The following is an 18,368-nucleotide window of genomic DNA, read 5'->3' as shown; positions in this document are numbered from 1 at the left end:
CGAGCCGCCCATCCGGCGTGACTGATGGACGGCCGCAACGCTCCTAGAAATTCGGCCCGAGCGCGATCTTGGTGATCGTGCCGTTCCTGACGCCGATCCGCCATTCCGCCGAGCCGTTGGCGAACTGGGCGATGTAGATGTCGCTGTCGAGCGCGGTGACGCCGCGGAACGAGACCGCACGCAGCGCGCCGAGCTTCGCCAGGATCGCCTGGTCGAACGGAAGCTGCTGCCGCGTGATGTCGGCGACTTCCGACGTCATGTGCTCGTAGTCCGGCTGGCCCTTGCCGACATCAGCGATATAGCGGCGCAGCATATCCTCGCCATTGGCGATCGGAACGGCGCGGCGGGCGGCGCGCCCCGGCTTCGCGCCCATGTTGGAAGCCTCGACATTGTGGAAGCGCGTCTGCCGACCCGGCATCAGCACCTCGAGGCACCGTCCGGACTTGTCGGCGATCACCCAGGGATTGTTCACCGTGGTCGTGGCCGCCCAGCTCATGTTGGGCCGGACCACGCTCTGGGCCTTGCGATTGCCGTCGGCATCGAGATTGAAGACGCGGATGTCCTCGCCCATCTCGTTGTAGACCATGATCCGGATCGGCGAAGTGCCGGCGCGGCCGCGCACATTCGCCTCCTCGGCGCACGTGACGATGCCGCCGAGCTCATCATTGCCGTCGGCCCGGAAGATGACGTCGCCGGCCTTGCCGTCTGGCTCGAGCAGCAGGCGGAATTCCGCCGTGCCGTTCTCGAATTTCGCACCATAGATGTCGTAGCCGCCCGGTCCGACGCCGCGGAAGAACAGCGACTCCACCGGACCGAGGGCGACGAAGGTCGCGTGCAACTCGTCGACCTGGCGGTGGACCTTGGCGGCGAGCGGTGCGCTCATCCGGTCGTAGTTCGGCGTGCCGCTGCGCAGATCCTCGATCCCGCGCAGGATCATCTCCTTGCCGCCGGCGACCGGGACCTGCTCGCGGAAACGATCGGGGACTTCCGCAACGCGACGCGCGAAGTCGGCCTCGATCGCCTGCGCCGCGGCCGCATCGATCCGCGGTGCGAGGCGGGCGCCGAACACCGCGTTCTGGACCAGCACGCGCGAGACCCTGGCCTGCTCGTCGCGCAGGAAAACCAGCAGATTGTCGCCACGGATCGAGAAGGCGTCGGCCCCCTCAGCGAGGAGCGCAGCCCGGCCCTGTACGGTTTCCTGCACCTGGAGCCGATCCCCGTCGCGGTCCACCGTGAGCACGCGGTTCGGTGCGATCCTGTACCAGCCCACATATTGATCGAGTGATCCGGAATCGGTGGCCGCCGTCGGCATCTCGGCAACGAGAAGTGCGCGGATGTCGCGTCCATTCATGCGCAGCATCAGCTCGGCGGAGCGGCGCTCCGCATCGAGCGGGAACGTGATCTCACCGGACGAGGCGGGGTAGGATGCGATGCCGTCAGTGCCGACCGTCAGGCGCAATTTGCGCTGCCCGGTGAGCTGGCCGTAGACCTCGTCGCCGTCGCGGAAGATCGCGAACACCGAGGTCGGACCCATGGCGTAGAAATTGACGAAGGGGCGGTAATGCTGGGCCGGCACCTCTCCACTATCCGCGGCGAGCGGCGCAGGCTCCGGCGTGCGATAGGCGATCATGCCGGCGGACACGATCACGGCCGGGACGATCGCAGCCGCGATCCACGCCCGCTTGCGCCAGCCGACCGCGACGGGCATCGCGGCGGCCGCGATGATGCGCTCGACGCGGGCGCGCACGGTCGAGGCCCGCGCCATCGCGAGCTCGACCGGCCGCGGGTTTACCGTGCTTGCAAAATCAAGCAGGATTTCCGCATAGGACAGCCGGTCGTCGATCACCTCGATGGCCTCGGCGTCGCTGATGATCTCGGCAAGTTCGGCCAGACGCGCGAGCTGCCACCACGAGAACGGGCTGAACCAGAACACCGCGCGATTGAGGGAGGCGAGCAGGAGTATATAGAAATCGCGGTTGGCGACATGCGCGCCCTCATGCGCGAGCACCGCGAGGCGCTTCTTGGCGTCCCAGCCGGAAAATTGCGGCGGCACCAGAATGGTCGAGCCAAACGTGACGGGACCGCCGACGTCGCGGCTGACGCGCACATCGGCGTCGACCATGCGCGGACCGTTGATCGGCCTTGCCGCGCGCGCGAGGCGCCAGGTCAGACAGAGGCCGATGGCCAGCCGCAGCAGCAACAGGCTGGCGACGCCGGCATGGATGACGGTAGCGATCAGCCACCAATTGATTGAGACGCCGTTCTTCGACGGCGGAATCGCCGCGCCGGGCGTCATCGGCTGCATGGGCTGCGGCATCTCGAACGTCGAGATATCAACTGGCATGACATCAGCCGGCACCGATACCGGCGATGGCAGCCGGGTGATCGTGACCGTCGGCCAATGCATCACGAACGGCATCGCCAGCGACGCCAGCAGCACGACGACCCACGCCGTCATGTGGACGTGCGGATTGCGCACGCGAAACAGGTTGAGGCCGAACCAGACGACGCCTCCCAGCACAAGGGAGCGCAGCGCCGCCTCCGCCAGAGTTGCGATCATTCTTTCTTCACTCCCCTCGCCTTCTTCGCCTTGGCCACCTGGTCGGCCAGTGTGCGCAACTGCTGCTGATCGAGCATCGCATTGTCGACCATGCCGACGAGGACCTCCTCCATCGAGCCGTTGCAGAACCAGTCGACGATGCGCTGCACCGCCTTGGCCGCAACCCGCGCGCGCTCTTCGGCTGCGTGGTAGACATAGGTGCGTCCGTCCACCGTGTGCCGAGCATAGCCCTTTTCTTCCAGCCGGCGCAGCACCGTGCGGACTGTCGATTCCTTCAGCCGACGCGACAGCTTCTCGCGCACAATTTCGGCCGTCACAGGACCATGGGCCCAAACCAGTTGCATGACCTCGTGCTCGAGGTCGCCCAGTTCGGGCAAACGATCGTCCATGGCGGCTTACCTTGATTGAATTTCTTGTAACGCTACAGAGCGTCGCATATACGGCCGCGCCGCGCAACCGGGTTTCTACCTGAAATGGTATCGCTGTGCTGACCTAACGTGGCTTGCTTCAAGCGGTCGTCGGGCCCGGGCTTGTCCGGGGCATCCACGTTCTTCGTACCATCCGGCGAGGCGTGGATGGCCGGGACATAGGCGAGCGGAAGCGACGCCGTCCTTCGGACGGCTATGCCCGGCCATGACGAGGCGGAGGCCTCAGTACTGCGGCTCGTACATCTGGGACTGAACCAGTCCCTTCACGTCGTTCGGCGCGGGTCCGTCCGCGAGCCCGCGCTGAAAGGCGACATCGGCGACGGCGGCGGCGATACGCACCGAGACTTCGCGGATGCGTGGCAGCGCCGGGTAGAGGCTGCCTTGCGCGAGATCGTCCTTGCCGACGCAATCGGCGAGCGTATGGGCGGCCGCCATGAACATCTCGTCCGTGACCAGCCGCGAGCGGCTGGCGATGACGCCGAGGCCGACGCCCGGGAAGATGTAGGAGTTGTTGCCCTGGCGCGGCACGAAGGTTCGGCCGTTGAGCTTGACGGGGTCATACGGACTGCCGCAGGCAAACAGCGCGCGGCCTCCGGTGTAGCGGTAGGCGTCCTCCGCCGAACATTCGGCCTTCGAAGTCGGATTGGAGAGCGCGAACACGATCGGCTGCTCGTTGAGCTCGGCCATCGCCTTGAGCACGTCGGGCGTGAAGGCGCCACCGACCGCGGCAACACCGATGATGGCGGTCGGCTTCAGCGTCCTGATCGCGGTGAGGAAATCGGCGATCGGCGCCTGACCGGCATGGGCATAACGGAGCTTGTGACCGGACAGGCCTTGGCGGGCGCCAACGACGAGGCCGCGGGAATCCACCAGCCAGTTGCGCCGAAGCGCCTCGGCTTCAGAGGCACCTTCCGCCATCATCGCGGACGTCACGAGATCGGCGATGCCGGTCGCGGCCTCGCCGGCGCCGAGGAACAGGATGCGCTGGTCCTTCAGCTTGCCGCCGTTGACGCGCAGCGCCGAAAACAGGCCGGCGAGCGCCACCGCAGCCGTGCCCTGGATGTCGTCGTTGAAGACGCAGGCCTCATCGCGGTATTTGTGCAGCAGCTTGAACGCCGAGTGGTTGGCGAAATCCTCGAACTGGATCAGCACACCCGGAAAGGTCTTTCGCGCGGCGACCATGAACTCGTCGACGAAGCTGTCATAGGCCTCGCCCGTGAGCCGCCGCTCGCGCAGGCCGAGATAATACGGGTCCTTCAGGAGCTCTTCGTTGTTGGTGCCGACGTCGAGCACGATCGGCAGGCACGTTTCGGGATGCACGCCGGCGCAGGCCGAATAGAGCGAGAGCTTTCCGACCGGAATGCCCATTCCGTTGGCGCCGAGATCGCCGAGGCCGAGGATGCGCTCGCCATCGGTGACGACGATCAGCTTGGCCGGATAGGGCCAGTTCTTCAGGATCTCGGCGATCTGGCCGCGATCGCGCGAGGAGATGAACATGCCGCGTGGCCGCTGGAAAATCAGGCCGTATTTCTGGCAGGCGAGCCCGACCGTCGGCGTGTAGATGATCGGTTGAATCTCGTCGATATTGTCGACGACGACGCGGAAGAACAGCGCCTCGTTGCGGTCGTGCAAGGCATTCAGCGCGACATATTTCTCGAGATCGGTCGGCAGCGTGCGCAGATTGACCAGCACGCGCTCGACCTGGGTCTCCATCGTCAGCACGCAAGGCGGCAGCAGGCCGCGCAGGCCGAGATCGTCGCGCTCCTGCGCGGAGAAGGCGGTGCCCTTGTTGAGCAGGGGATCGCGCAGCAGCGCCATGCCGTGCACGGAATCGGACGATGTCGAATGGGCGCTGACCCGAGCAGGTCTATTCACGAATTCCCCCAGGGAGTTTCTTATTGAAGGGCGAGCATTGTCGGCCAGCACTCACCTGAGATCAAGGACGCAGAAAACTGCGGCAAGCATTGTGATCCCGCACCGCAGCGAGGTTTTGGTGACAGACCGGTCGTCGTGCGCACGAAAAGGTTAACGCCGCGAGGCTGTCGTTCTCCTCATGGTGAGGAGCGCGGAACGCGCGTCTCCGGACGATGCTTTGCATCGCCGGGCGAACCACGCAGGCCCTGCTCTCGCTTGCGGCGCATCCTTCGAGACACCCGCTCCGCGGGCTCCTCAGGATGAGGCAGTGGTATTATTCCGCCTTGATGTCGGCGGCCTTCACGATCGGCCACCATTTCTCGGTCTCGGCCTTCTGGAAGGCTCCGAGCGCTGCGGGCGTCTGCTGATCGGGCGGAGGAATCTCCTGCCCCAATTCGCCAAACCGCTGCTTGACGGTGGGATCGGCAAGCACGGTGACAATGGCCGCGTTGAGCTTTGTGACGATCTCCTTCGGCGTGTTCTTCGGTGCCCAGATGCCGTGCCAGTAGGAGATGTAGAGACCGGGCAACCCCGCCTCGTCGACCGTCGGGATATCGGGCGCGGAGGCGAGCCGCGTCGGCGACGTCACCGCGAACGCCTTGATCGCACCGTTCTTGTAGTGCGGCAGCGAGTTCGAGGCCTGATCGAACATGATGTCGATCTGCCCGGCCACGAGGTCGATCATGGCGGGCCCCGCGCCGCGATACGGCACGAACTGGAAGTCGGTGCCGGTCCTCTCCTTGAAGAAGACACCGGCGACGTGGGCCCCCGTGCCGGCGCCGGCCGTGCCGGCAGTCACCTTGCCGGGGTTGGCCTTCAGCCACGCGATCATCTCTTTCAGAGTGTTGGCTTCGAGCGTCTTCCGGCCGACGATGAGCTGCGTGCCCATCGCGATCGTCGCGACCGGCTCGAAATCGGCGATCACGTCGTATGGCAGCTTGAAGATCGCGCCGTTGAGCACATGCGTGCCCCAATGGCCGATCGTGATCGTGGTGCCATCAGGCGTTGCGCGCGCGACGCGGGCGCCGGCGATGCTGCCGGAGGCGCCGGCGATGTTCTCCACCACGATCGACGTGTGCAATTCAGCGGCGATGCGTTCGGACAGGATGCGCGCCAGCGTATCGGTCGGACCGCCCGCCGCGAACGGCACCACGAGGGTGATCGGCCGCGACGGAAACGGCTGGGCGCTTAGCGGCGCGATCAACCCATAGGCGATCAGCCCAGCAATGACGATCGCATGATTATGCAATCCGGCCCACAGCCCCCGCATCAGTCTCCCCCCACGCTTTTTGTCGCCCGCATGTTGTCAGCAGGCTGGAGCCGGAGTGAACGCTGCGGCGCGGGCCGAGGCAAGCTGAAAATGATGTCGGACAGCTTAGGACATGTACTCATAAACTCGCGCTGCACTTCGTCTGAGGTCCACTCTGCCTCCGATACCGGCCGCGTTGGCGCACCTCACCCTAGGTCCGAGTTGGGCCATGTGTGGAAATCGCGTGGGGCCCGCTCAGCTGGCGTTAGTGCTTCATTGGCGCGTGTCCGACCGATGATCCGCAGGCTCGGCAAATCGCACGATGGGACCCCGCCTGCTCAATCGCTCAAGAACTTCTTTCTTACTTTCAGCAAGCCGATCAACATTATTGACCACAAACGTGTGATTACCTCCGCACTACTGGTCGCACCCGCTCCACTGGGACATGGTCGCCGTTTTTGCTGACGACCTTCAGAAACACTTCTTCCCGAGTCGCTTTGTCGATCATGCGGGCAGATCCTTTGCCGAGATGCTCATCTCCCCATTGGCTCAATGCCATCAGCACAGGCAATAGCTTGATGCCGGCTTTGGTGGGTTCGTATTGATAGCGCTTTCGCGCCCCCGGCTCCTTGTAAGGAGTTTTTTCAAAGATTCCGTACTCAACAAGTTTTTCCAGGCGCTCAGACAGCACCGCTCTTGGTATGCCCAAAAACGTTTGAAAGTCCTGGAAGCGGCGAACCCCCCATGAGGCCTCGCGCAAGATCAACAAGGTCCAGGTTTCACCAACAATCTCGAGCGTTCGCTTGATGGAGCAGTTGTTTTTTAGCTCCAACATCAAGCGAAGATCCAGCTCGGGCGAATGCGCTTTTTCTGAGTTCATTTTTCATACACAGGTTGACGTTAATGACAGTTCGTTATATGAACTTAGCATGGTTTGGCGTCGAGCGGTCAGGGAACCGTAAGATTACTTGGCGGAATGAGCCATACAGCTCTCGCGGAGGGGACAATGAAGTTTCTGCAAATGTCTAAGTTTGGCAAACCCACCGACGTGGTTGAAGTTGTCGAAAGCGATCCACCCCCACCGCCGGCAGCAAATGAAGCCACGGTCGCGGTCGAATACTCAGCGATCGGACTTGCTGAACTTCTGATGATCCGTGGCATGTATGCGATCAGGCCGCAGCCGCCCGCGCCGCTCGGGAACGAAGCTATTGGCCGCGTTGTCGCCGTAGGAGCCTCGGTTAAAAATGTAAGGACTGGCGATCGTGTGGCCATTCCGATCGGGCTTCCCGTGTGGAGACAGGCCATCACGGTGCCGGCCACCGATCTCATCGTCTTGTCTGAGCAAGCCGATCCCCAACAGATGTCAATGCTTCGGATCAATCCGCTCACAGCGGCATTGCTCCTAACCGAGTATGTCGAACTCGGCAAGGACGACTGGGTCATCCAGAACGCCGGCAATTCCGGTGTGGGACGCAGCGTCATTGCGTTTGCAAAGGAGTTCGGACTGCGCTCGGTAAGCCTCGTGCGCAGACCCGAGCTGGTGGATGAGCTGAAGTCAGCCGGAGCTGACGTCGTCCTTGTCGATGGACCCGACGTTGTGAAGCAGGTCGCAGCGGCGACCGGCAAGGCTAAAATCAAGCTGGGCATCGACGGCGTGGGTGGCGAGTCCTCGCACTCGGTAGCGTCTTGCCTCGCGTCGAACACCAAGATGGTCGTCTATGGCGGCGTCAGCGGAAAGCCCGCGGCCATGAGTCCTCTGAACATCATTTTCAAGCAGATGACCCTGGAAGGGTTTTGGCTGGGATTTCCGCGCTTTCGAGATGCACACGAAAAGCTTGCGGCTCATACGCGGACAGCCGAGCGACTGATCGCCGAAGGCAAACTGCACGTTCCGGTCGCCGGCGTTTATTCGCTCGAGCAGGCAACTCAGGCCATGGCGCATGCGCAAAAAGGCGGGAAAGTCCTTCTGAAACCCAACTAATGGATGATCAACGGTCAGGCGCCCTGAATTCTAAGCGCCTGAAACCGCAGCTAGTGCGATATCGAAAGCGATGGCCCTAATTCCAATAGGGCGAACCGGAGGACACATGACTGCTCTTTTAGATCTGGTGCTTGAGTCTCACGGAACTCTTGAACGATGGCGAAAATTCAACGCGATCGACGTGAACCTCTCGATGCATGGTTCGCACTGGACTAGAAAGGGATGGGATGGTGTCTTCGAAAATGTTCAATTGAAGGCGCAAACGAAAGAACAGCGAACTTGCTTTACGCACTTTACCGAAGAAGGCGTGCAAAGCATCTACGAACCGGATCGTGTTCGGCTAGAGACAATCGACGGGAAGCTTATCGAGGAGCGCGTACATCCAAGAAATGCGTTTGAAGGACATACTCTTCAGACGACGTGGGATAGGCTGCATCTGGCTTACTTTACCGGGTATGCACTTTGGAATTATCTGAATACTCCATTTATGTTTGTCACTGAGAGTGCCAAAGCGGAAGAGATAGACCCGGCGACCGACCAAGGCACGGTACGCCGGCGGCTCAAGATCACTTTTCCCGAGAAGGTTGGAACTCACTGTCCGGACCAGATATTCCACGTCGATGAAAACGGGCTCATCGCTCGTTTGGATTATACCACACTCGTGGCAGGTGGTGCTCCAGCCGCGCACTACATGTCCGAGTACAAGAACATTCAAGGGATTATGATGCCAACCAAACGGCGCGCGTTCAGGAGAAACCCGGACGGAAGTATAAATACCGAATCTGTCCTCGTCGGTATCGATATCTCTGCAATTGCTTTGACTTAAAAAAGCATTCAGACGGCAGGAAGCACGCAAGCAAATGGGTACCCCCCGACTGCCCCATGGCGCGCGCCGTGGGTGTCATCGGCGATTGGGGTAGACACAATCGACTTGAGGAGCGCGTACATCCAAGAAAAACGTTTGAAGGACACGCGCGAGTACGTTCATGGCGTGGACACAAACGAACTTAAGGGCAAGGCGGGGCCAAAAGGCGCCACCTCCTCTGTTCTGAGTTATCGTTGGCATGCCGACTTCCGGTTTGGATCACGAGCCGCCGATCACACGTAAGGTCGGACACTTCCGCTTTCGATTGGCAAGCCGACGTTTATGGACAGACTCTCTAGCCGACCGCTCGCCTTGGCGTCAGATGAGCGGCGCCATCAGCCGGCGGCGCGATGTGCATCAGGATGGTCTGGGTGGCGGATGCGACCTCGATGCCGTTGTGCTGGAAACGCTGCTTCATGCGGCGGTTGAATTCGCGCTGCACCGGCCAGCGGCCGGCCTCGGTGCAGCGGATCTGGCCGACGATCGACACCATGGCGCCGTCGACCTTGTCGATGCCCCAGAGCTCGAGATCGCCGCGGATCAGACTGCGGAATTCCACCTCGCGGCGCATCTCGTCGACGATGTCCTTGAGGATCTGGCCGGCGCGGTCGGTATCCTCCTTGTAGGCGACGTTGACGCTGACGGACGCATTGCCGGCGCCGCGGCTGGCATTGGTGATAGTCGTGACCGCGCTGAACGGCACGATGTGCACGGCACCGTCGCCGGCACGAAGCCTGATCGTGCGGATCGAGACGTTCTCGACCACGCCCGATAGCCCGGACACGCTGACGCTGTCGCCGACCTGGACGGTGTTCTCCAGCAGCAGGAACAGGCCGGTGATGAGATCCTGCACCAGCTTCTGCGAGCCGAAGCCGATGGCGATGCCGACGATGCCGGCGCCCGCCAGCAGCGGCGCGACGTTGACGCCGATCTCGCTGAGCGCCGTGAGCCCGACGACAGTGGCGATCACGCACAGCAAGGCCGTGCGCAGCATCGGCTGAAAGGTCCGCAGCCGCGCGGCCCGGGCATAGTGCCCATCGCGCGACAGCGTATTGATCTGGCGGTCCAGCAGCGCGTTGCTGGCTTCCCAGATCGCAGCTGCGATGAACACGGCAAGTCCGATCGTCACCACCGCCGAGATCAGCCGGCTGCCGATCTGGCCCCCATAAAACCATACGATGGCGTCGACGCCCCAGACTTCGAGCACGGCCACCAGGCCGATGAAGGCGATCACGCCGGATACGATCTTGCGCAGCAGCGGCAGGTAGCGGTTGGCGCGGATCTCGAGGCCCGGAAAGCGCTGGAGGATCTCGGGCTTGATGCGGAAGCCGCGGTCGATCAGGCCCAGCGTCAGCATGATGGCGACACGCGTGATCAGCGCCACCGCGATGGTGCCGACGAAATATTGCAGCAGCAACGAATAGCCGTTGCGAATGTTCAGCGCCCACACGGCCCACAGCGCAAGGTCGAGCGCGATGGCGAGATAGTGCCAGCCGCCCGCGATGCGGTTGCGCAGTCGCGCCGCGATCCCCTGCCGGTCGGCCGGCGCGCGGATCGCTTCGGCGACCTGGCGGCGGCATTGCAGGATGATGACGACGATGAAGAGATGCACGACCAGCATCACCATGCGCAGGAGCGCGGCGTAGCCGCCGCGATGCAGGCCGAGCAGCAGCGCCACATTCGCAAAGGCGATGCCGGAGACGCCGACACCGACGATACGGCGCGCCCAGATCTCGATATAGGCGGCGGTTTCGGCCTTGACCGGAAACAAGCCGAACGGTCCCGCCAGCACACGGACCACACAGAAGAGCCCGCGCGAGAACGCATAGGCGTTGACGACGGCGAGGATCACGAGACGGACGGTGGTGGGCCCGCCGATCTCGGTGCCGAGCAGCGCCGTGGCGACGCCGACAAAGACCAACACGGGTAGCAGCTCGAGCAGGAAGCGTCCCAGCACGAGCGGCAGCCGCAGCATGATTTGCCAGGCCCGCGCCAGGCTGTGGCGGCGCATGTGCAGTTCGGGCGCCGGGGTGACATCGGCCACGGATGACGGCGGATCGGCAATGGGCAACACCTGCACCGGCAGACGCGCCGTTTGCGGCATGCGCCCTTCCAGGAACACGACGGGGCGGCGGATCAGACGGAAGATCACCCATTCGGCGCAGAAGGCGCAGCCGAACACCAGCGCAAGCTTCCAGGCGATCTCGATCAGGAGATTGTAGGCCGCGGGATCGTTCGCGGTCCGCACGATCCAGTAATAGAACGCCGGGAAGTGCGTGAGCGTCCTGGCCATATCGGCGACGTCTCGCGAAATCTCGCCGATTTCCTCGGACACGGTGAGCATGAGCTGCGCACCGAGGCCGTCGGCCGCGAGCGGGATCGGCGATTTTGGCTCGGGCGCGGGCTGCTGTGCACCGGACGCATTGGCGATCGCGCGCAGCGTGTCGATCATCTGCGCGCGCTTCTTGTCGTCCTGCAGCGTTTCCAGCGCGCGCTTGGCCTCATCGGGCGACAACGCGGCAGCGCTACTCGTCGGCGGCGCGGCGCGGGCGCAGGAGAGAGATGAGATCGCGATCAAGAGCGCGGCGAGAAGCGCGGAGGCAAGCTTATGCGACACGAGGGATCCCTGGGAAAATGAATGCGACGGCGACGTCGGGCCCGTCACCGCCGAAGCACATGCATCATGTCGGATCGACGCTATTCGCCCGGGCGCTGTGTCGGAAGTTGGCCAATGAGGCGACATTCTCTTGGCATTTGCCGCGGTGCAGTAAACGGGAACCGCGGTCTCAAGGCAGGACGTGCAGCGATCGGAATGCAGGCACGCGGCTGGAAGCTCAACCGCGGCCATTCTTCGAGACGCCCGCCTGCGGCGAGCCCTCAGGATGAGGGATGAATATGCGGCAACATTTCAACGCAGATGGATGCAGCTGAGCCTCATCCTGAGGAGCCGCAGAACGCGGCGTCTCGAAGGACGAGGCGCTCGCTCAGGCGCCGCTGAGACGTCATATGCGACAGCCCTGATATGCGACAGCCCTCCGTCATTCCGGGAGTCGGCCCGGAATGACGGCCGTGAGGAGGAGGAAGAGAGAAGCACGATGTCAAAAGCACGGCGGCCGCGTCACGGCCCTCCGACGTGGATCGGTGTGCAATCGATGTGATGCACAATACAGCGCCGGGCAGGTAGGGGCTATGCCACACTGATGCAGCCCTCTAAACCTTGGCCCGGCGTGCCGTTCGCGGTTTTCTGCCGCTATGCGATAGTCCGAACGAGCTCCATCGCACTTAACGCGGCTGGATCTGCGGAGGTGGTGTCATAGACCTCCCCTTGCTCTTGATGTGGACGTTGCGCGTCGCTTGTTTGCGACCATTGAGATGGTCCTCCCGTGACGAAGAACTGTCAAGCAAGATCAACGGCGCGCAAATCACATTTGAGGGCGCGTTCCATCTGACTGCGACGGATTCGCTTGCAGCGAAATGCGAGAAGTGGGCGAATTGCGAGGCCGCCCTTCCCGCCAATGTAGAACGCTTCTGCTACCGGTGGACGCGAGTACTGAGGAATTTGGGGATGATCACATCATGCCCCTGTTTTGCCCGACGAGTCAAACGATTTCGTTAAATCCGCAAGCGCTCGCGCTGACCTTCAAGTCATTGATTTCGTTATCCCCGGCTACTGTGCATGGGGTTGTTTTCGCGTTTTTGTTTCTTGCCCGCCTTCTCCTCCTTCTCCAGCGCCTTGCGCACCTCGTCGAATTCACCCGCCGAGGCCTTGTCGGCGCGAGGGAAGCGCAGATCGAGCTTTTCGAGCGCCGCGACGATGGCCGACCCGATCACGACGCGCGCGAACCATTTGTGGTCGGCCGGCACGACATACCACGGCGCATGAGGCGTTGCCGTGTGCCGGACGATGTCCTGATAGACCGCCTGGTAGCGCGGCCACAGCGCGCGCTCCTTAATGTCGTCCATGGAGAACTTCCACTGCTTGGACGGATCCTCCAGCCGGTCGAGGAAGCGCTCGCGCTGCTCGTCTTTGGACAGGTTGAGGAAGAACTTCAGCACCACGGTGCCGTTGCGCGCGAGATAGCGCTCCCACGCACAGATGTCCTCGAACCGCTCCTTCCAGATGTTCTTGGTGACGAGCATTGACGGCAGCTTCTCCTTGGCGAGGACCTCCGGATGCACGCGCGTCACCAGGCATTCCTCGTAATGGGAGCGGTTGAAGATGCCGATATGCCCGCGCTCCGGCAGCGCGACCACGTGGCGCCAGAGGAAATCGTGATCGAGCTCCTTGCTGCTCGGCGCCTTGAAGGCACTGACCTCGCAGCCCTGCGGATTGATCCCCTCGAAGATCGCCTTGATCGCGGAATCCTTGCCGCCGGCGTCCATCGCCTGGAACACGATCAGTACCGACCAGCGGTCCTGGGCGTAGAGCTTCTCCTGAAACGCGATCAGCCGCTTCATGTTGGCATCGAGAATCTCCTGGGCCTTCTCCTTGTCGAGGTCGCCCTTCTCGTTGGTCTTGTGATCCTTGAGATGAAACTTGCCCGAACCATCGTAGCGGAACGGCGTGATGTAGCGGTCAAGTTCCTGGGCGAGCGATTTGGACGACTTCTTGCTCATGAGCGCGGGACACCTTGCGTTGCGGCTTCAATCGGTCGAGCAAGCTACCAAGGATACCCTTGGGAAGGAATATGATGAAAAGCACGAGCAACACGCCGTAGACGAGATTGTCCCAGCCGACCGCCTTGGTGCCGAAGCCGATGCGCAGGGTCTCGGCCAGCATAATCGTGATGATAGCGCCGAAGGTCGGGCCGAGCGAGACGAACAGGCCGCCGACGATGGCCGCGAACACCATCTGGAGCGACACCGCGATGCCGCTGACGGTATCAGGCGTGATGAACATCTGGTACTGGCAGTAGAGCGCGCCGGCCAATGCCGTCATCAGCGCGCTGAGCAGCGTGATCTTCAGCTTCTCCGCGGTGACGTCGACGCCGGCGGCGGCCGCGGCGTCCTCGTCCTCCGAGATCGCCTCCAGCGCATAGCGGGCCATGCTGCGGTCGACCCAGTGCCAGACCACGATGCCGAAAAGCCAGACCCCGAGCGCGATCAGGTACCAGGTGATCTTGTCGTCGAATTGCAGCGACCAGAGCTTGTTGCCCGCGGCCCGGTTCGGCGTGTAGCCGAGCGAGCCGCCGGTGTAGTCGCGCGTCGCCGTAATGACCTGGAGCACGATGCCGGAGAGCGCGAGCGTCACCAGCACGAAATAGTGCCCGGTGATGCGGAAGCGGAAACAGGGATAGCCGACGATCAGCGCCAGCGCGCCGGCCGCGACCATGCCGATGGGGATGCCGATCCAGGGCGACCAGCCCAGGTGATTCCAGAGTAGCGCGGTGACATACGCGCCGATTCCCATGAAACCGCCGTGGCCGAGCGAGACGAGGCCGAACCGCCCCATCATCGACCAGGACGTATAGGCGAACGACCAGATCAGGATCAGCACCAGGATGTGCAGATGATAGGGATCGCGATAGACGAAAGGCAGCGCGACCAGCGCCGCCAATCCGATCCCCCAGGCTGCAAGCCGTCCCCGCCCCATCATCGGCGCCTCGCGAGCAGGCCCGCGGGCCGGATGAACATCATGACGATGAAGAACGCGAAGGCAAGCACATAGCCCCATTCGAGATCGGAGAACAGGCCGCCGAGCGAGATGATCTCGGCGAACACGAAGGCGGCGATGAAGCCGCCGATGAAATTGCCGAGGCCCCCGAGCACGCAGATCAGGAAGGTGATCGGGCCGAACGACAGGCCGACGAAGGGATGCACGTCATATTGCAGAACCAGCAGGCATGCTGCGAGCCCGGCCAGCCCCCCGCCGATCGCAGAGGTAATGAGATAGATCCGCTTCGTGTCGACGCCCATCAGCGCCATGATCTGCCGGTCCTGCGAGATCGCCCGGATCGCGGTCCCTGTGAAGGTCCGCGTCATGAACAGATAGACCGCGACCATGCCGACCAGCGCGGCCAGGAAGGACAGCAGTCGCGCGTAGCTGAAATTCATGTCGCCGAAGGCGAGCACCGGCAGGCGGATGCCGAGGTTACGGAAGTCGATGCCGAAGGCGACCGTGGCAAAGCTCTGCAGCACGAACAGCACCCCGCCGGTCGCCAGCAACTGGTTGATTGGCGGCGCCGTGAGCAGCGGCGCGATCACGAGGTAATGCAGCGCCGCGCCGAGCACCGCGACCAGCAGGATGGTGAGCGGCGCGGCGACGAAATAGCTGATGCCGTAATACTGCACCAGGAAGTACATGGCGTACATGCCGATCATCACCAGCTCTGCGTAGCAGATCCAGGTCACGTCGATGACGCCGAAGATCAAATTGAGCCCGAGCGCGAGCAACGCCAGCACGCCGCCGAGCAGGATGCCGTTGATCACGGCCTCCAGCAGGTAGATGTCGAAAATGTCCAGAAATGCTTGCATGCCTGCATGAACCTCACACCCCGAGATACGCTTCCTTGACCGTGTCGCTCGCCAGCATCTCGGCCGAGGTGCCTGAGGACCTGATCGTACCCGCCTCGATCAGATAGGCGCGATCGACCACTTTCAGCACCTGCTGCACATTCTGCTCGACGATCAGCACGGTCAGCCCGCTGGCGCGGATCCGCTTCACCAGCTCGAACACCTGCTGCACCACGACCGGCGCGAGCCCCGCCGACGGCTCGTCGAGCAGCAGCAGCTTTGGATTCGACATCAGCGCGCGGCCGATCGCGCACATCTGCTGCTCGCCGCCGGACATGGTGCCCGCCATCTGGTGGCGGCGCTCCTTCAGGCGCGGAAACAGCTCGAACACCACGTCCAGCCGCTCGGCATAGTGGCCGCGCGCCTCCTGCATGAAGGCGCCCATCTTGAGATTGTCGTCGACCGAGAGCTGCGGAAACAGCCGCCGGTTCTCCGGCACATGCGCGATCCCGAGGCTGACGATCTTGTGCGGCGGCGTGGCCACGACGTCGACGGCTTCCATTCTGATCGCCCCACGCGAGGGGCGGATCAGGCCGGAGATGACGCGCATCAGGGTGGTCTTGCCGGCCCCGTTGGGACCGATGACGCCGACGGCCTCACCCGCCCTCACGTCGAGATCGACGTCGAACAGTGCCTGGAAGGTACCATAGCCGGCATTGACGCCGCGGAGCTCCAACATCACTGCACCCCCGCGCGGCGGCGCGCTGCGGCGGCCGCAGCCTGCGTGGTCTCGGCATCGGTGCCGAGATAGACCTCGATGACACGGGGATCGCCGGCAACGGCACTCGGCAAACCTTCCGAGATCTTCTCGCCGTGATCGAGCACCATGACGCGATCGACGACGCGCATCAGCACGCCCATGATGTGCTCGACCCAGATGATGGTAATGCCGAGCTCGTCGCGGATGTTGCGGAGCATGTTAGCCGCCTGCCCCATCTCGGCCTCGTCGAGGCCGCCGAGGCTCTCATCGGCCAGCAGAAGTTTGGGCGCGGTGGCGAGTGCTTTCGCCAGTTCGAGCTTTTTCAGGCCGGCTGCGCCGAGGCCGTCGACGCTGGCATGGCGATCGGTCGGCAAGCCGACCATCGCCAGCGAGCGCTCGGCCGCCTCCTCGGCCCTGGCACGGCTGTGGCGGCCCTGGCCATAGAATCCGGCGAGCGCGACGTTCTCGAAGATCGTCAGGCGGCGGAATGGTCGCGGGATCTGGAAGGTGCGGCCGATGCCGCTGTTGATGATCCGGTGCGGCGGAAGGCCCGCGATCTCGGAGCCGTCGAACAGGATCGAACCGGACGTCGGCGCCAGTGTACCCGAGAGCATATTGAAGATCGTGCTCTTGCCCGAGCCGTTGGGGCCGATCAGGCCGAGGATCTCGCCCTGATCGACTTTGAACGACACATTGTTGACGGCGGTGAAGCCACCAAACCGCTTCACCAGCCCGCTGACTTCCAGCACCGTCCCGCTCTCCTCTCTGCGCGCATTTGCGCTACTGATTGCTGTAGGTGGTGCCCTTCGGCAGCGGCAGCACAGCCTCGCGCTGCGCCTGACTCTTGGGCCACACCACGGAGGACTTGTCGTCGATGTACTGGATCACGACCGGGAACGAGCGCTCGTTCTGCCCGGCCATCGGCGTGCCCTCGCCGTAAAACTTCACGCCGAAGCCGAGCATGGTGCCCCCTTCGGGAATATCAGTATCGAGGGCAGCCTTGCGCAGCGCATCCGGATCGACCCCGCCATACTTCTTGATCGCGCGCGGCAGCACGTCATTGTGAACACATAGGTGTTGGACGCACCGATGCCGACATGCGCCGAGCGGATCGCGACGCCGGGCCGGATCTTGTCGAATTCCTCGCCAACCATCTTGATCACAGGCGGGAGCTTGGGATCCATGGTCTTCTGGTTGGCAAGCCAGATCGAGATCGGGTCTGTGTTGAAGATGTAGGTGGCATCGGCTCCCATGCCTTCCTTCAGTTTTTCATAGACGCCGTAACCCGCGCCGTGCCCCATCAGCGCGCCGAACTTCAGCCCCTGCTCGCGCGCCTGACGCAGCAACAGCGTGATATCAGGGTTGTAGCCAGTGTGGAAAATGACATCAGGCTTGGCGCGCTTCAGCTTGGTCACCAGCGCGGAGAGGTCAGGCGCGGTGGCTGAATAACCCTCCTTCATCACGACGTTGAATCCCGCCTTCTTCGCGCCGGCCTCGTTGCCCCTGGACACGTCGACGCCATAGGCGCCGTCTTCGTGAATGATGGCGACGCGCAGATCCTTCGGCTCCTTGTCGAACTTCGCCTTGGCATTCTGCGCGATGAAATCCATGGTCATCATGCCGAACTGGTCGCCGCTCGCCTGCGGGCGGAAGACGTATTTGTAACCCTTCTCGTTGAACACGGCCGACGAGATGCAAGTCGTCATCCACATGAACTTCTTGAGCTGCTCGACGCGGGCCGCGACCGGCACACATTGCGCCGAGGAGAAGAAGCCGAGCACCATGTCGACCTTTTCCTGCTCGAGCAGGCGGACGGATTCGTTGATCGCGATGTCGGGCTTGCTTTGCGCATCGGCATAGACCGCTTCGATCTTGTAACCCTCGACGCCGGTCTTGGCGAAATGGTCGAGAATGATCTTTGCGCCGATATAGCCGAGTTCAGAGCCACCGCCGGCGAGAGGCCCGGTCAGATCGAAAACGACGCCGATCTTGATCTTCTTCTCTTTGCCTTGATCCTGGGCCTGGGCGGACAGCGCCAAGCCTGTCGCCGATACCGCGACCAACAGCCCACGTACCAAACGGGCAGCCATGCGCACGCGCATCAAAACCTCCCTGGACGATTGTGCATTGCATTCTTTTTGGTTTTATATTTTCGCCC

Annotated in this window: 13 protein-coding genes and 1 pseudogene; 2 read left to right on the top strand and 12 right to left on the bottom strand. The window is 62.8% G+C overall.

The features are described 5' to 3' along the window. Positions 1–43: 43 nt before the first annotated feature. From IVB36_RS37730 to IVB36_RS37710, 5 genes are all read right to left on the bottom strand, one after another. A complete protein-coding gene (locus tag IVB36_RS37730; protein ID WP_018457459.1) occupies positions 44–2,560 on the bottom strand; it encodes a M56 family metallopeptidase in 2,517 nt (838 codons plus the stop codon). Next, positions 2,557–2,949 (bottom strand): BlaI/MecI/CopY family transcriptional regulator, encoded by a 393-nt coding sequence (locus tag IVB36_RS37725; protein ID WP_018457458.1) that lies wholly within the window; start codon positions 2,947–2,949, stop codon positions 2,557–2,559. The genes IVB36_RS37730 and IVB36_RS37725 overlap by 4 nt, the downstream gene beginning before the upstream one ends. A 261-nt stretch (positions 2,950–3,210) precedes the next feature. Further along, positions 3,211–4,863: an NAD-dependent malic enzyme gene (locus IVB36_RS37720; RefSeq protein ID WP_083926483.1), complete on the bottom strand. Its 1,653-nt coding sequence runs from the start codon at positions 4,861–4,863 to the stop codon at positions 3,211–3,213. Between the two features lie 313 nt (positions 4,864–5,176). After that, on the bottom strand, positions 5,177–6,172 hold the full coding sequence (locus tag IVB36_RS37715) for a tripartite tricarboxylate transporter substrate-binding protein (protein WP_085350245.1): 996 nt from the start codon (positions 6,170–6,172) through the stop codon (positions 5,177–5,179). A 385-nt stretch (positions 6,173–6,557) separates the two neighbouring features. Further along, entirely contained in the window at positions 6,558–7,031 is a 474-nt protein-coding gene (locus IVB36_RS37710) for a helix-turn-helix domain-containing protein (protein ID WP_018454364.1), read from the bottom strand. A gap of 126 nt (positions 7,032–7,157) precedes the next feature. Between IVB36_RS37710 and IVB36_RS37705 the strand changes: the two genes are divergently transcribed. Both IVB36_RS37705 and IVB36_RS37700 read left to right on the top strand, forming a co-directional pair. Then, positions 7,158–8,132 (top strand): zinc-dependent alcohol dehydrogenase family protein, encoded by a 975-nt coding sequence (locus tag IVB36_RS37705; protein WP_247394840.1) that lies wholly within the window; start codon positions 7,158–7,160, stop codon positions 8,130–8,132. A gap of 106 nt (positions 8,133–8,238) precedes the next feature. Continuing rightward, on the top strand, positions 8,239–8,958 hold the full coding sequence (locus IVB36_RS37700; RefSeq protein WP_018454362.1) for a hypothetical protein: 720 nt from the start codon (positions 8,239–8,241) through the stop codon (positions 8,956–8,958). Between the two features lie 334 nt (positions 8,959–9,292). On the opposite strand, the gene IVB36_RS37695 is transcribed toward IVB36_RS37700, so the two are convergent. From IVB36_RS37695 to IVB36_RS37660, 7 genes and pseudogenes are all read right to left on the bottom strand, one after another. Next, a complete protein-coding gene (locus IVB36_RS37695) occupies positions 9,293–11,614 on the bottom strand; it encodes a mechanosensitive ion channel domain-containing protein (RefSeq protein ID WP_018454361.1) in 2,322 nt (773 codons plus the stop codon). A 1,040-nt stretch (positions 11,615–12,654) separates the two neighbouring features. Next, positions 12,655–13,614, bottom strand: coding sequence for a polyphosphate kinase 2 family protein (locus IVB36_RS37690; protein ID WP_018454360.1), 960 nt, complete (start codon positions 13,612–13,614; stop codon positions 12,655–12,657). Then, positions 13,574–14,593 (bottom strand): branched-chain amino acid ABC transporter permease, encoded by a 1,020-nt coding sequence (locus IVB36_RS37685; protein ID WP_026232717.1) that lies wholly within the window; start codon positions 14,591–14,593, stop codon positions 13,574–13,576. The genes IVB36_RS37690 and IVB36_RS37685 overlap by 41 nt, the downstream gene beginning before the upstream one ends. Next, positions 14,590–15,471: a branched-chain amino acid ABC transporter permease gene (locus IVB36_RS37680; RefSeq protein WP_018454358.1), complete on the bottom strand. Its 882-nt coding sequence runs from the start codon at positions 15,469–15,471 to the stop codon at positions 14,590–14,592. Before IVB36_RS37680 ends, IVB36_RS37685 begins: the two co-directional genes overlap by 4 nt. Before the next feature lie 13 nt (positions 15,472–15,484). Beyond that, complete coding sequence (locus IVB36_RS37675; protein WP_018454357.1) at positions 15,485–16,189, bottom strand: ABC transporter ATP-binding protein; 705 nt, start codon at positions 16,187–16,189, stop codon at positions 15,485–15,487. Further along, entirely contained in the window at positions 16,189–16,959 is a 771-nt protein-coding gene (locus IVB36_RS37670) for an ABC transporter ATP-binding protein (RefSeq protein WP_018454356.1), read from the bottom strand. The genes IVB36_RS37675 and IVB36_RS37670 overlap by 1 nt, the downstream gene beginning before the upstream one ends. Before the next feature lie 31 nt (positions 16,960–16,990). Next, a pseudogene (locus IVB36_RS37660) lies at positions 16,991–18,312 on the bottom strand (ABC transporter substrate-binding protein). Positions 18,313–18,368: the final 56 nt, after the last annotated feature.

The organism is Bradyrhizobium sp. 35 (genome assembly GCF_023073215.1).
GTDB lineage: Bacteria > Pseudomonadota > Alphaproteobacteria > Rhizobiales > Xanthobacteraceae > Bradyrhizobium > Bradyrhizobium canariense_D.
This window is presented reverse-complemented; position numbering and strand designations above follow the sequence as displayed.